Here is a 12,778-nt window from a genome sequence, read left to right as displayed (position 1 = left end):
TATTGAAATTATTCTACGCAATTTGCAACTTTTCAAAAAATATAGTAATCATATTTTACTTGCAAACACTAATACAAACAGATATCGGATTTATTTAATAGACCTCTTGCAAAAGTCCCTAACACCCACCCCCAACCCCTCCCCTTACCAAGGGGAGGGGAGCGTTTGCATCAGCAAATGCGGGGTGGGGTTCTTTATTTTTGATTTATGCAAGAGGTCTAATAAGTCCGGTATCTTGTTGTTCGTGACTAATTTAGAATTGCTATATGTGTTTCAGATAATGCACAATCGCCTCTGCTGTTGACAAATTAGTAGCCAATAAAACTTGATTAATAGTGCATAATCTTAACAGTGCTTCTTCATTTGCTTGACCAGGCTGAGGTTGCAGCAAATCTCGCAAGAAAATAACTGCTACAATTTCTCCTGCTCCAACCAATGAAGCAACTGTTTGATATCCTCCAGAAGTTGGTGCGGGAGTTTGTTGACTAATAGTTATCCCTGCCTGTTGATGTAAGACTTCACTAAGAGATGGCCAGGTAATTGTAAAACTCTGTGAGAAAAATTCCTGATGTTCAGAAACCAATTCAGCAAGTTCTGATTTCTTGCTTTCATGAGCGATGAGTACTATATTTCTTTCAATGATTGCTTGAGGAGACTCACTGACATTTGTTTCTTCTGGAGTTTCATCAAACCGATCTTCTTCTACTTCAGAAACTTCTTCAATAGTTTGACTGATGCTCTCAGTAGCTCCACTTTCTGTTGTTTCCAAAGATGGAATATCATCTGAGTCAGAAATTTCACTTATTTGTGCAGCAACATCATCAACATATAGATTAACTTCTTCAGTACTTGCATTACTCAAATCAATGTATTGGTTGCTTAAAACTTCCGCAACGGCATCATCAGGTGCAGTTGATGCTTCAGAAACTTCGCTTATTGTTTCATCCACCGCAGAAGTAGGTTCTAATTCGTCAACATCTGCGCTGTCTGCTGCTGTAACTGACCTATCCCAATCTATCGCTTCATCAGTGGTATCCTGTGTAGCTTGGCTCAATGCTTCTTGTGGCTGAATCTCTTCGTCTTCAACAACTTCACTGGTTTCTTCTGCTACTGGCGTATCCAAATCTACTACTTCATCATGAGCAACTTCGGGAATGTCACTTTCCTCCTCAGATACATGGTGGAAAATATCGCGCGGCTGTACGGAGGTAACTTCTGCTGCTAGTGCTGCCTCCAACTCTGCATTTTCATCGTAGTTAGCTTCGGGAATAGCACTTTGTGCAGGAACTTCGTTGAAAATATCACGTGGCTGTACGAATGTAACTTCTGCTTCTAGTGCTGCCTCTAACTCTGCATCCTCGTCGTCAGTAGTTTCTGGAATAGCACTTATATCACGCTGTTGTACGAAAGTAGATTCTGTTGCCAGTGCTGCTTCAAAGTCTGTAACCTTATCGTGGGTAGCTTCTGGAACTATACTTTCCTCTTTAGGAGTTTCAATGACGTTCTCACGTGCAGCTATGGCGTCATCAGGTTCAGTCAAAGAAACTTCTGAGTCTTCGCTGACTTCTGGAACCTCTACTTCCTCACCATCTGGTTTACTGAATGTAGGCAAATCCCCAATTTCATTACGGACATCGTGTGGAACTTCGTTGACTGCTTCTGGTGGTTGAATGATGTTTTCAGGGGCGATTATCTCAACAACCGGGATAACATCATCAGGTTGATTAGAAACAACTTCTGAGATTTCGCTGATTTCTGGGGAAGCAGCTTTAATTTCAGGTGTTCCTACTTCTTGACTAATCGGCGCTGGAACTTCGTTAACTACCTCTGGGGCTGGATTAACAACATTGGCAGCGCTGACATTTTCAGGCGATCGCGGCCGAGAAAACAGTGAAGGATCTATAATTCTAAAGACTGTCTCTGGTTGCTCATAAGCGGGGGCAACTGCTTCCAAGATCAAAACATAATCTGCAATCCGAATAATATCTCCATCACTCAAAGAATATGGTCGATCTTTTTCAGCTTGCTTCCCGTTAAATATTGAGCCATTTCTACTGCCAAGGTCAGAAAAGTAGTAATTCCCACTTTTAACAAAAAACTTAGCATGTACTCGACTGATATCAGGGCTGTCTAGAACTAAATCAGAATCAGGAGAACGACCTATTAGCCATTCTCCTCTCGTTGGAGTTTCTGTGGTAAGGTCAACTTCATTGACTTCACTTAGATTTGGTGAGTAGCTAACTTTTACTTTCATATTAATTTTTGGTTAATTTTATTGATTTCTGCCACCCAGCGCTGACGGGTAGTATGTTCTAAATTTAAAATATCATCTTGTGACCAGTGGAAATGATAAGCAATAAAAGCTACCTCCTCATATAAAGTATCAGAGGGGTAGCTTACGACTCCCCCGCTAGTTCTAGCTCCACTGAAAATTGAGTATTGCAGTGGGGACATTGTGTCGGAATGTGTACATTGCCTTGTTGATTGATTCGATTGTAAAATTCTCGGAGATAGGCAATGTCATGTAGGAGAAGTCCTTCGAGTAAATCAGGACTCACAGAGTTGAAACTGCCCAAGCGAGTGATAACCCTTGCAAGCATTACCAAGACACCGTAAGCCGGATTTTCTTGAACTTTGCGCTCTTGTTGCACCAAAATTTCATCTTTGGCGGTAGCTAAACGCATCACCCCATGACGATGTACTCGTTGTTCGCCATCACTCAATCCTCTAGGAAGAGTGAAAGCAAATTCTGTGCAGAGAGTATCCTTTTTACGGCGCATAGCTTATTGAATTTGGGCATTGGGTATGAGTCTCTGACTGGTTCCCAGCCTCCAGGCTGGGAATCCATTCTGGGAGGCTCCGCCTCCTCTTTGTTGATAAGAGGTAGAACCTCTGGGAATACATTCCCAGCCTGGAGGCTGGGAACGAGGCTAATGAGGCTTTGATACTCATTAATGAGGCTTTGAACTCCTTTAATGAGTCTTTGATACTCATTAATGAGGCTTTGAACTCCTTTAATGAGTCTTTGATACTCATTAATGAGGCTTTGAACTCCTTTTATGAGGCTTTGATACTCATTAATGAGACTTTGAACTCCTTTTATGAGGCTTTGATACTCATTAATGAGTCTTTGAACTCCTTTTATGAGGCTTTGATACTTGCAGACGTAGCTTGGAACTTTTCCCCCTGTCCCCTGCTCCTCATTCCCCAATACCCAATGCCTGACTCAATTATGAAGAAGTGCTTCGGGAGAATTTACTGTATCTTCCGGTATGGAAGTTTCGCCTTCCAAGCCATTAATTCGACGGTAAAAATCTTGGAGATAATTTAAATCTTGGGAAAAAAAGTTTTCCACGATTGCAGGAGTAACTTCTGATAAAGCACCCAAGTGGGTAATCACTCGCGACAAGATAATAATTGTGGCATAAACGGGATTAGCTTTAACACGTGGGTCACGCAAGGGTGCAATCTCGTCTATCGCCGTTGATAACCGCATTACACCTTTGCGATGGAGGTTGCCTTCAGAGTCTAGATACCCCTTTGGCAGTGTAAATTCAAACTCTGTGGGAAACATAATCCTCCTAATTATTTCACGCGTTTAAATTCCTCAAAAGCAACCTCCACTTCCTCTATTTCGATGTCATGGCTGCGGGCGTTGACATCGGCAATCTTGTAACTTGCAGGCCAAGCACCGGCTAATTCAAATCTAGCTACTTCTTCATTTGCCTGATTATAAATAGACAAAGCAACAAGTCTACGTTGCTCAGACCAATTACCCTGTTGGACTTTTTCAAACCACTTCCAAAAATCCATAGATTTAGTGGTACCTCTACGCAGAATGAGATTACCACTCTTGGGATTGCTAGGAAGCTTAGTTCTCACCACCTGACCTTTTGATTGCCCTTTTGTACCCCAGGTTTGAGAAGTGACCTCAGTTATTTCAATTACCTCTTGTGTTCTTTTAAAGCCTTGACACTCCAAAAAGAAACAATTGGCATCGTTTTGACCTTCTAGTGTCAGTTCTAAATAGAACCGATGGGCTGTCAGAACTTCTGGAATTCGGCTTGCGGATTGTACCACTGTTAATTACTGCAAATGCTAATTATTTAATTCGTTTAATTCCTTCGTGAACCAATTCAACAGTCTCATTTGCCATATCACCACCAGAGGCTGTTAAGGTAGGCCCGGTGTATTTACAGGGATAACAATTGACAATATTCCAGCGTGCCTTTTCAGAGCCTTGTTGGTCGTAAGCAACCACCGAGCCAGTCTTACGATTCTGTGCCCACTTTCGAGGGTCTCCCATGTCTTCGTTACAGTCTTGATACCATTTATAAAGGTCTATATCATCAGTGGCGATGACTTTTACTGTAATGTTGGTAAATTTAACAACAGTTGGTGTAGCTTGACGCATTAGTTTAGCGCCCTTAGATGAACCGTGAACTTCTTGCGCTGGTGTATTCTCAACGCCTAGTCCGCTAATTTCTTTGATGAACTTATCAGTAATTCCGTCAGCCTCGAAGTAAAATTTACAAGAGGTTAAAAATTCGCCTGCCATACTTTTAGACTCCTTTGTGTGTAGTTAATTTGGGAATGGGGATGAGGGAGATGAGGGAGATGAGGGGGATGAGGGAGACAAAGAAAATAACCATGCCCAATGCCCAATCCCCCATGCCCTATTCGCTATCTTCAATACCATTCCATTGGCTGATGCGGAAAACAACAAACTCCGCAGGTCTGACGGGACAAACTCCGACTTCAATATATAAACGTCCTAAAATTCTGGTTTCTGGTGGGTTCAATTCTTCGTCGCACTTCACATAAAATGCTTGTGCTGGAGATGCCCCAAACAAAGCACCTTCACGCCAGATGCGCTCTAAGAAGTTACTGACGGTGCGGGTTACACGCGCCCATAAATCTTGGTCATTCGGTTCAAAAACTACCCACTGAGTCCCCAGTTCTAGGGATTTTTCGATATAGCTAATTAATCTACGCACACTGATGTAACGCCACTCTGTTTTATCTGGCTCAACTAGAGTGCGTGCACCCCAAATGCGGATACCTCGATTGGGGAAGCTGCGAATGCAATTTATCCCCAAGGGGTTTAATAGTTCTTGTTCGCGGAAGTTTGTGTCATAGCCTAAACCAATTACGCCTCTGGGAACTTCATTTGCAGGCGCTTTGTAAACTCCTCTAGTTTCGTCGGTGCGGGCCCAAACACCCATCACATGACCACAAGGAGGTACTAAAATTGGATTACCGCGATCGCGTGGATTAGGTACTTTGATCCAAGGATAATAAAGGGCCGCAAACATCGAACGACGGTTAAATCTATTCAACCATTCCACTACTTGTTGCGGTTTGACGGCTTCCGGTGGCGCATCAAGTACAACCATACGATTGGGCGGATTGGGAATATCGCCACTGGCAGAACCCTCGCACATACTAATCATCAGTTCGATGATGCCGTGAACTTGATCTAAATTCAGTACTTGCTCTTGATAAGCCCGCATCACATCAGGACAGGCCAGCATTGTGATTTCATCAACTTCAAAGATACCCCGTACCCCGGTGCGATCGTCTCGAACCCCTTCTAAATTTTGCGAAAATCTATCAGGTGGGGTAGCGACAATGGGCGGTGCTAGTTCATATTGACCATTAACCGGACGACGAGCTAAAGGCTGTCCGCTTTGAGTTATGTCTTCTAAAGTGACATACATCGAATTTCTCAATGCCGCCAGCGCATAAGTGGCTACCTGACCAGCAGGCTCGCGGTTCATTGTCAAGTTTTCGTATTGCTCTAGAAGTTCATCTCCCCGACGAATTTCGATGGTGAAATATTCGCCTGTATTGGGAGGCGCTTCTCCTTCAGTACCTTCGGGTAAGGCACGGGGCGAACCATCAATAATTACAATATTTACTAATCCACCTGATGCTTGCTCAGGGCGCAAAGTAAAACGCAGGGCTGGACGATTACCTCGAGCGTTAATTCGTAAGTTAGCCGGTTCTGGAGTTGCGGGTCTGGGTGCGCCTGGTAACTGAGTCCCGATGCTTGTTACCCAGCAACGACCGCCACCATTCATAAAGTAGCCGTAGACTGAAAAGGGTAAATAAGCGTTGAAGTCGGTGAAGCCATCAGAGTTGGGACGGGCAAAGTAGTTTAAAAATTGCGTCCAAGTGGTTACTAGCATGGGCTTGTATAATTCAGCCCCACCGCGAACATCTTCAGTAAAACCGACAAATCCGGCAACTGCTGTGCTAACACCTTCAATTGGTCGGCTACCTCGGTCAATTTCTTCAATATAGACACCAGGAGCAAAGTAATCAAGTCTAGCCATGAAAGTCTCTCCAAGTCAGTAAAAATCTAATTATTCAGGAGTTAGAAATATTTCTTTGAAAGTATTACTTTGGTTATCTACCAATGCATTGACGTTTTGGGGTAAATAGCCAGGATGATTCAAAGTCAAAACATAATTACCTAAATGAAGGTCTTCAAAGAAGAACAGCCCTTCTTTAGTAGTTGATATGGACTTGTCAGTTCCTCTCACAGCCACTTCTGTCGCTACCAGCGGCAGATTTGTCACCGCACTTTTGACAATACCCGCGATCGCAACTCGCCTGGTTAATACTAGACTGTCACTATCACGAGACAATTGATTTCGCAAATTGAAAATTCGCTCCCAAACCAAAGGCACTGGAGTCGGTTGTGGCTCGAAGGGGATTGTAACTGTCAAATATAAGGCTGAACGCAATGGCACACTCAGAGCGCTCCATAAAGAGCCAATCTCAATTGGTGGCTCTAGGGCAACTGTCATGTTTAAATTACCATAGCCCCGTAATTCAGGAACCAAAAACTCCTCTTCCAAGGTGCGATGGCGCAACAGCACAGTCAACGCCTCACTGATAAAGTGATGCTCACCTAAAGCTGTTCTATCCCAGGCTGTTAATAGCAGCGAAACATCAAACCAAGCGGGTGCCCAATTTACGGTAGCAGGTTGTAGAGCGCGTGTTAGCTTGCGTTCTACTTGTCTGCCAGAATGTTGTACCTGCTTACTCTCACGTATATCAAAAATATATAAATTGAGAGTCGGCCCTGCTCCTTCTTCCCTCCGATTACCAGGATGGCTAAAGTCAATTTGCTCGGTACTGGTAAGTGAGGTTCCTCCAGCTAGAATTTCGGCTAAAGTTTGAAGAACGAAGATAAGCATGAAAGTGTTGTGCTGGTAGCTAATCCAGATGCATCTACAGTATATGTATGGGGCTTCTAAAGTTAATTAGACTTTTGTCGATATTTTTTAAATGAGGTATTGGGTCAAAAATCCGAAAAGCAGCAACTTCAGTTTGTAGATTAATCTGGAGCAGTTCTTAATTGGACGCACTAAATTTTTTTCTTCTGGGGTGGGCTGAAAAGCCCGCCTAAGTTGTCCATTAAGCTAACGAAAGCCAGGGTACGTAGTAAGTATTTCAGTGCTTAACATTAGGACTAAAGTCCTTACTACAAAATTCTTTACACAGCAAAGTTAGCTTAATACACGTGTGAATACAAACCTTAATAATTATTTGTATGAATTATCTCAAAAGATAACTTAACAAAAAAATAAACATTGCTGAGACTGCATAATTTTATACTGGTCAGCAGAAGAGTAAAACATTTGGTTGCAAAAAGCGAGTGAAGCTATGACACTAGGCTTTTCTGTACAAAAACTAGACAATGGCTCTAATTATTTGAGTTCCTCAGACATCCAAAGCTTTTGTCAGCTAGAGTCTGAGCAGTTAACTAGTCAGTATCCAATTTTTTTCGCTCGCATTGTCTATCATGACTCATTATTAAGAGCTAATCAAGAGGTGATAAATTATAGTCAAGACCAAGTTCCCTTTTCCCCAAAAACTTTAAATTATTTGCGTTCAGAAGCATGGCTTACAGATTTTCCGCCTGCTTTGACTTTACATAAATTTAAACTTAAGGACTTTTCATCTATTTCTTACATTTGCCCCATATCCTATAGAAATCAAAAACCTGAATACATTCAAATCATTACTCATGAACCTCTCTCGTCGAGTTTACAAGTATATGTAAAACGCTCTGCTATGCTGCTGAGTAAGTATGTAGATGTTTACTTGGACTATGGCAGACAAAAAACTGAAATTAAACTCCTAGAAGATATCTTGCATCGAGTGGGTCATCAATTGCGTAACTCTCTAGGACTTATAGGATTGTATGCACATAATCTCTGCTTAGGTTTAGAGGATAGCCCTTGGCAAGAGCAAGCAACAATCATCGGCGAAAGTATACAAGATTTAGATACTAATTTAAATGAACTGATTGATTGCGGTCAAAGTACAAAATTAAGGATAACATTTCAAGATTTAAGAAGTTTAGTGGTTGAAAGTCTCACAAATTTGCAACCTCTAATTAATCAGAAAAAACTTAAAATATTGATTCCCGATACCTCGACAAGACTGAAGATAGACAAATTACAAATGAAACAAGTTTTTGATAATATCCTCAGTAATGCCGCTCATTTCAGTCCTAATTCAGGAACTATTACCTGTAGCTGGCAAATTTTTCAAGATGAAGTTTTAATTAAAATCTCCGATCAAGGGCCAGGATTGTCTCAAGAGGACTTACAAAAAATATTTACGCCATTTTATTCCCGAAGGAAAGGAGGCACAGGATTGGGTTTAACTATTGCTAAAAAAATTATTTTGGATCATCAAGGAAGTATCTGGGCACAAGTTTTATCAGAAAGTGGGGCACAATTTTCGATGATTTTGCCTCGACCAAGGAGTGTGAATTAATTCGCATCCGTAATCCGTAATTCGTAATTAAAAAGATGGCTAATGATAGTAATAAACTTTCAGTTTTACTCGTAGATGATGAAGAACGGTTTCGTCAAGGGTTACGTACTCTACTAAATTTTTATAGTATTAATTCGGCGTTAGCTGTAGAAGTTATTGGTGATGCAGATTCTGTTGAGCAGGTTTTAAAGTTTACAACTCAGAAGTGTCCAGATTTAATTTTGCTGGATATGCAATTGAAAGGATGTGATGGAATTACAGTTCTGGCACGTCTTAAAGAAGCTGCTTACAGTGGCAAAGTTTTAGTATTGTCGGCTCATCAAGAAGATGACTGGATTTTTAGAGCGATGCAGGGGGGAGCCGCAGGTTATGTGTTTAAAAATCGTGTGGCAACCCAATTGTGTGAGGCTATTGACACTGTAACTAGGTCAGAAATTTATCTACCTTCAGAAGTTGCTAGTCGATTTTTCCGGTTTTTTCAGGCTTATTCAGATTCTTGTGTGAAAGCATGTCATGAGGTGCATTTAACTGAAAGAGAGCAAGAGGTTTTATACTGGTTAACTCAAGGTGCTTCTAATGAAGAAATCGCTAAACATTTATATGTAACAGTTGCTACTGTTAAGGCGCATCTCACCAGTATTTTTGAAAAATTGAAGGTTACTAGCCGGACTCAAGCGATTGTGACTGCCCTCAAGCTAGGATTAGTTCACGCTTGATAGCTCAGGAAGGAATAGACGCAATTCACGAAACTGTTTGTAAGCTATTCCACATTTAACTTGCATATAATCCAATACGGTTAGGTTAAGGCTAAAACTATTTGTTAAATTCAATTTTTTTAACGAACCGCAAAGGACGCATTCGCGCAGCGTCTCGTCAGAGAAGGACGCAAAGGAAGAGAAGAAATAAATGCTTCACTGAACTGTATTGGCATATAATTCAGTAGTCAGGATGTTTGCCAACAGAAAGTTTTTCATTTTGAATTTTGAATTTTGAATTGCTTATATGGCTTCATTTGAATCTTTTTATCAACAATACCCCTGCTCGTACAATTCTCCCTTAAGTTGCGATCGCCCCTTCCAAACGGCGCAGCAAATCAAGGGCGCTAAGTTTTGCTTGGAATGTGGTTTTCCAGCAACTTTACCACAGGAGGCTGAGATTAAAGGAAGTCAGGGAACTTATCAAATAGCTAATTTTGTCGGTGTGCGGGGTTTAGGCCGCTTATACTCAGGTGTTCAACTTAAAGACAAACAACCTGTAATCATCAAAGAATACCTGCTCCCCAATCGTTCTTTTAATGAAAGTGAGACTCAAAAGCGGAAAGAGATTTTTAAACGGGTGGGTGGGGTAAGTTTAGCCGATAGTCGAGTTCAAAACTTCCGTCTTGTGGAAACTAAAGAAGCGATTGCGGATGTAAAAGGAGAACGCTGCTATTTAATTACTCAAGGCATAGAGTCATCCCAAACTTTAGGTAAGTATCTCATAGAAAAGGGGGCAATGACATCTCTTGATGTGCGTGAGGTACTAAATCAAGGTTTACAAACTCTCCAGTTTCTCCACACCCAAAAGCTGCGTTTTCCCTCCAATCAAACACAACTGGGTATCACTCACGGCAATATCAATTTAGATAGTACTTTAATTAAAGTAGAAAATAATCAAAAGTTTTCTATATACTTTTGTGATTTAGCTATCTGGGAAAACTTATTTATTCCACCGATTATTCCTCAACCTGCTCCCGCCAGGCCTGAGCAAGATTTAGAATTATTAGGATTGTTAGCCTTTTATTTATGGGCAGGGCGGACAACTAATTTTTCATCTAACCAGCCTCTCGATCCTAGAGATCATCAACAATGGCCAGATACCGATAGCCATTTAAAGCAATTTATTTATCGTTTAATTAGGCTGGAAACTCCTTTCGAGAGTGCAGAAGCGGCTCGTCAAGCACTGCTAAAACTTCCTCAAGAAGATCGTGCTAAAAATTCAAGTTCAGTGCGATCGCCAGGTTCTCAAGAAATAAAAAAGCCTTTGCCAATGCCCTTACTTTTACTAGTAATCCTGCTTTTATTACTACTTGGTGGGGGAATTTGGTATTGGCTTTGGGGCAGGAAAACAGCTAGTCCTAATCAATATATCCAATGGTCTAGACTTGTGCGGAATTTTTCAGAAGTCCCTAACGTTCCTTCTGGACAATTTACTTACACAGGAGAAAAAGATAGTACATGGAGTTTTGTTTTAACGCAATTAGTGGACAACAGTCGTTTAGGAGATTTATTGACCAGACCAAAGCCAGATGCAACAGCAACATTTGACTATAAATCTGTTTTGTCATCAAATATAAATAATCAGATTAAAAGTCTCGAAGAAGTCCAAACAAACAAAAAAGATTTTGCAATTACTAGTTTGGTAGACAACATTACAGATAAACTGGCTAAAAAAGCAGTAGCCTATGATGGTTTACTTGTTTTTGTAGCATTTAATAAAAGAGACTCAAATCTTGCTAATGCTCTTGGGGGGCAAATCAATCTTGAACAATTGCGTCAAATTTACACAGGCAAAATTACTAATTGGCAGCAGATTAGTCCCAAACTTCCAAATCTGCCTGTGAAACCTTTTGCCCCAACTGAACCAGAAGCAATCAGTAAATTTCAAGAAATAGTTCTCAAAAATGCTCCTCAAGACGAAGCTTTATTTGCAGCAAAAGTTACTAAACTTGATACGACAAAAACCCAAAACCTAATACGCAGTGAGACTTTAGAGGGGCGAACCACTGGTATTATCAGTTTTGGAATTATCAGTAAAACTTCGAGTCAGTGTACTGGCTATTCTCTAGCGATCGCAGATGCTAAAAAGTCCGCTATTCAACCTCTGTTTCAAAAGCGCGATCGGCGCTCAATTAATCCCTCAGATGACTTGTGTCAGCATGATGATTATTATGTTGATGTCACAACTTTCCAAAGCTACCCTCTGGGATACCCTATTTTTGTAGTGTACCCTAAAGACAACAGCCGCCTGCTTGGTGGTTCTACATTTGCCCAGATGCTAACCACTCGTCAGGGTCAGTGTTTACTTAGTAAAGTAGGTCTTGTAGCTTTACAACCTATGCCTGATGATATAAAATCTTATGCCTGCAAATCGGTGCCCTAATCCTAGTTGCGAATATTTTAACCGCGCCCTGCCTAACAATGCTAAGGTTTGTCCCTGGTGTTCCACCCCTGTGGGTAATGTAGTTTCTCCTACACCACAACCACCTAGTCAACCTCCGCCTATTCAACAACCGCCTGTTCAGTATCAGCGCCCAGCCACAGAGCAACCTAACTACCAAGCTCCCCAACAAGCCCCCGTTGATTATTCAACAGTCTATCAGCCAAGAGTTTCCTATCAACCAACACCGCCTGTTTATACCCCTCCGGCTCAAAGAGCGCCAGCCTTAAAACTGATTCATAGCAGCGGCAGAGAATTTCACCTCGTTGGCGAAGGAGGTTATATTGGTCGCCGCAGTCAGAGTCCAGGAATAGCGCCACCAGAAATTGACTTGACTGGTATTCCCAGTGAGGGAATAGTCTCTCGTCGTCATGCGCGAGTCGATTGGGACTGGTCGCAAAATTCTTACATGATTGTTGATATGAGTACAAATGGTATTTATTTAAACAACAATCCTCTGACCCCCGGTATGCAGTATCGCCTACTTAACGGCGATTTACTGCGATTTGGTCAAGATAACCTAGTTAATTTCACTATATATGTAGTGTAGTAAAAAGGTGATTTGGTAATAGTCTATTCATTGAATCTCTGACTTAATGAATGTATGGACAGTCAAAGACTGGGCAATACTGTTGGGTTAAGGCAAGAGACGCGATGAATCACCGTCTCTACATATAATCAGTCGTTTTGTAGAGACGGCGATTTATCGCGTCTTTGTGATTATTGAGAATTAAGTCAATAAAGCGCTATACATCTTACAGCGATTTTCAATTGCGCACTT

General features: G+C 41.4%; 12 protein-coding genes. 4 read left to right on the top strand and 8 right to left on the bottom strand.

The genetic code is table 11. The annotated features are described in order from the left end of the window. Window positions 1-262: 262 nt before the first annotated feature. From HWQ40_RS15330 to HWQ40_RS15300, 8 genes are all read right to left on the bottom strand, one after another. A complete protein-coding gene (locus HWQ40_RS15330) occupies window positions 263-2,254 on the bottom strand; it encodes an FHA domain-containing protein (RefSeq protein WP_292779119.1) in 1,992 nt (663 codons plus the stop codon). Then, a complete protein-coding gene (locus HWQ40_RS35645) occupies window positions 2,251-2,454 on the bottom strand; it encodes a DUF6760 family protein (protein ID WP_313931140.1) in 204 nt (67 codons plus the stop codon). The genes HWQ40_RS15330 and HWQ40_RS35645 overlap by 4 nt, the downstream gene beginning before the upstream one ends. Further along, window positions 2,397-2,780, bottom strand: a complete 384-nt coding sequence (locus HWQ40_RS15325) for a hypothetical protein (protein ID WP_094347971.1) — start codon at window positions 2,778-2,780, stop codon at window positions 2,397-2,399. The genes HWQ40_RS35645 and HWQ40_RS15325 overlap by 58 nt, the downstream gene beginning before the upstream one ends. A 446-nt stretch (window positions 2,781-3,226) precedes the next feature. Then, window positions 3,227-3,574, bottom strand: a complete 348-nt coding sequence (locus HWQ40_RS15320; protein WP_251959044.1) for a hypothetical protein — start codon at window positions 3,572-3,574, stop codon at window positions 3,227-3,229. A gap of 11 nt (window positions 3,575-3,585) precedes the next feature. Then, on the bottom strand, window positions 3,586-4,080 hold the full coding sequence (locus tag HWQ40_RS15315) for a phage tail protein (RefSeq protein ID WP_292779117.1): 495 nt from the start codon (window positions 4,078-4,080) through the stop codon (window positions 3,586-3,588). A gap of 22 nt (window positions 4,081-4,102) precedes the next feature. Then, window positions 4,103-4,558 carry a phage tail protein gene (locus HWQ40_RS15310; protein WP_094331970.1) on the bottom strand — a complete coding sequence of 152 codons (456 nt, stop codon included), beginning with the start codon at window positions 4,556-4,558 and terminating at the stop codon, window positions 4,103-4,105. A 118-nt stretch (window positions 4,559-4,676) separates the two neighbouring features. Next, on the bottom strand, window positions 4,677-6,338 hold the full coding sequence (locus HWQ40_RS15305; RefSeq protein ID WP_292779116.1) for a phage tail sheath C-terminal domain-containing protein: 1,662 nt from the start codon (window positions 6,336-6,338) through the stop codon (window positions 4,677-4,679). 30 nt (window positions 6,339-6,368) lie between these two features. Next, entirely contained in the window at window positions 6,369-7,208 is an 840-nt protein-coding gene (locus HWQ40_RS15300) for a Pvc16 family protein (protein WP_099100382.1), read from the bottom strand. A 469-nt stretch (window positions 7,209-7,677) separates the two neighbouring features. On the opposite strand from HWQ40_RS15300, the gene HWQ40_RS15295 reads away from it, so the two are divergent. From HWQ40_RS15295 to HWQ40_RS15280, 4 genes are all read left to right on the top strand, one after another. Further along, window positions 7,678-8,799 (top strand): HAMP domain-containing sensor histidine kinase, encoded by a 1,122-nt coding sequence (locus HWQ40_RS15295; RefSeq protein ID WP_292779114.1) that lies wholly within the window; start codon window positions 7,678-7,680, stop codon window positions 8,797-8,799. 35 nt (window positions 8,800-8,834) lie between these two features. Then, window positions 8,835-9,515 (top strand): response regulator transcription factor, encoded by a 681-nt coding sequence (locus HWQ40_RS15290; protein WP_292779112.1) that lies wholly within the window; start codon window positions 8,835-8,837, stop codon window positions 9,513-9,515. A gap of 286 nt (window positions 9,516-9,801) precedes the next feature. Continuing rightward, window positions 9,802-11,940, top strand: coding sequence for a substrate-binding domain-containing protein (locus HWQ40_RS15285; RefSeq protein ID WP_292779110.1), 2,139 nt, complete (start codon window positions 9,802-9,804; stop codon window positions 11,938-11,940). Next, window positions 11,918-12,547 (top strand): FHA domain-containing protein, encoded by a 630-nt coding sequence (locus HWQ40_RS15280; RefSeq protein ID WP_292779108.1) that lies wholly within the window; start codon window positions 11,918-11,920, stop codon window positions 12,545-12,547. Before HWQ40_RS15285 ends, HWQ40_RS15280 begins: the two co-directional genes overlap by 23 nt. Window positions 12,548-12,778 lie beyond the last annotated feature (231 nt).

The sequence above is a fragment of the Nostoc sp. NMS9 genome (genome assembly GCF_017114995.1).
In the GTDB taxonomy this organism is placed as follows: domain Bacteria; phylum Cyanobacteriota; class Cyanobacteriia; order Cyanobacteriales; family Nostocaceae; genus Nostoc.
This window is presented reverse-complemented; position numbering and strand designations above follow the sequence as displayed.

What these genes read in the sequence shown, in the direction of transcription:
- HWQ40_RS15290 (WP_292779112.1), top strand. Translation starts at nt 8,835, where the DNA reads ATGGCTAATGATAGTAATAAACTTTCAGTTTTACTCGTAGATGATGAA.
- HWQ40_RS15285 (WP_292779110.1), top strand. Translation starts at nt 9,802, where the DNA reads ATGGCTTCATTTGAATCTTTTTATCAACAATACCCCTGCTCGTACAAT.
- HWQ40_RS15280 (WP_292779108.1), top strand. Translation starts at nt 11,918, where the DNA reads ATGCCTGCAAATCGGTGCCCTAATCCTAGTTGCGAATATTTTAACCGC.
- HWQ40_RS35645 (WP_313931140.1), bottom strand. Translation starts at nt 2,454, where the DNA reads ATGTCCCCACTGCAATACTCAATTTTCAGTGGAGCTAGAACTAGCGGG.
- HWQ40_RS15295 (WP_292779114.1), top strand. Translation starts at nt 7,678, where the DNA reads ATGACACTAGGCTTTTCTGTACAAAAACTAGACAATGGCTCTAATTAT.
- HWQ40_RS15300 (WP_099100382.1), bottom strand. Translation starts at nt 7,208, where the DNA reads ATGCTTATCTTCGTTCTTCAAACTTTAGCCGAAATTCTAGCTGGAGGA.
- HWQ40_RS15320 (WP_251959044.1), bottom strand. Translation starts at nt 3,574, where the DNA reads ATGTTTCCCACAGAGTTTGAATTTACACTGCCAAAGGGGTATCTAGAC.
- HWQ40_RS15310 (WP_094331970.1), bottom strand. Translation starts at nt 4,558, where the DNA reads ATGGCAGGCGAATTTTTAACCTCTTGTAAATTTTACTTCGAGGCTGAC.
- HWQ40_RS15325 (WP_094347971.1), bottom strand. Translation starts at nt 2,780, where the DNA reads ATGCGCCGTAAAAAGGATACTCTCTGCACAGAATTTGCTTTCACTCTT.
- HWQ40_RS15305 (WP_292779116.1), bottom strand. Translation starts at nt 6,338, where the DNA reads ATGGCTAGACTTGATTACTTTGCTCCTGGTGTCTATATTGAAGAAATT.
- HWQ40_RS15330 (WP_292779119.1), bottom strand. Translation starts at nt 2,254, where the DNA reads ATGAAAGTAAAAGTTAGCTACTCACCAAATCTAAGTGAAGTCAATGAA.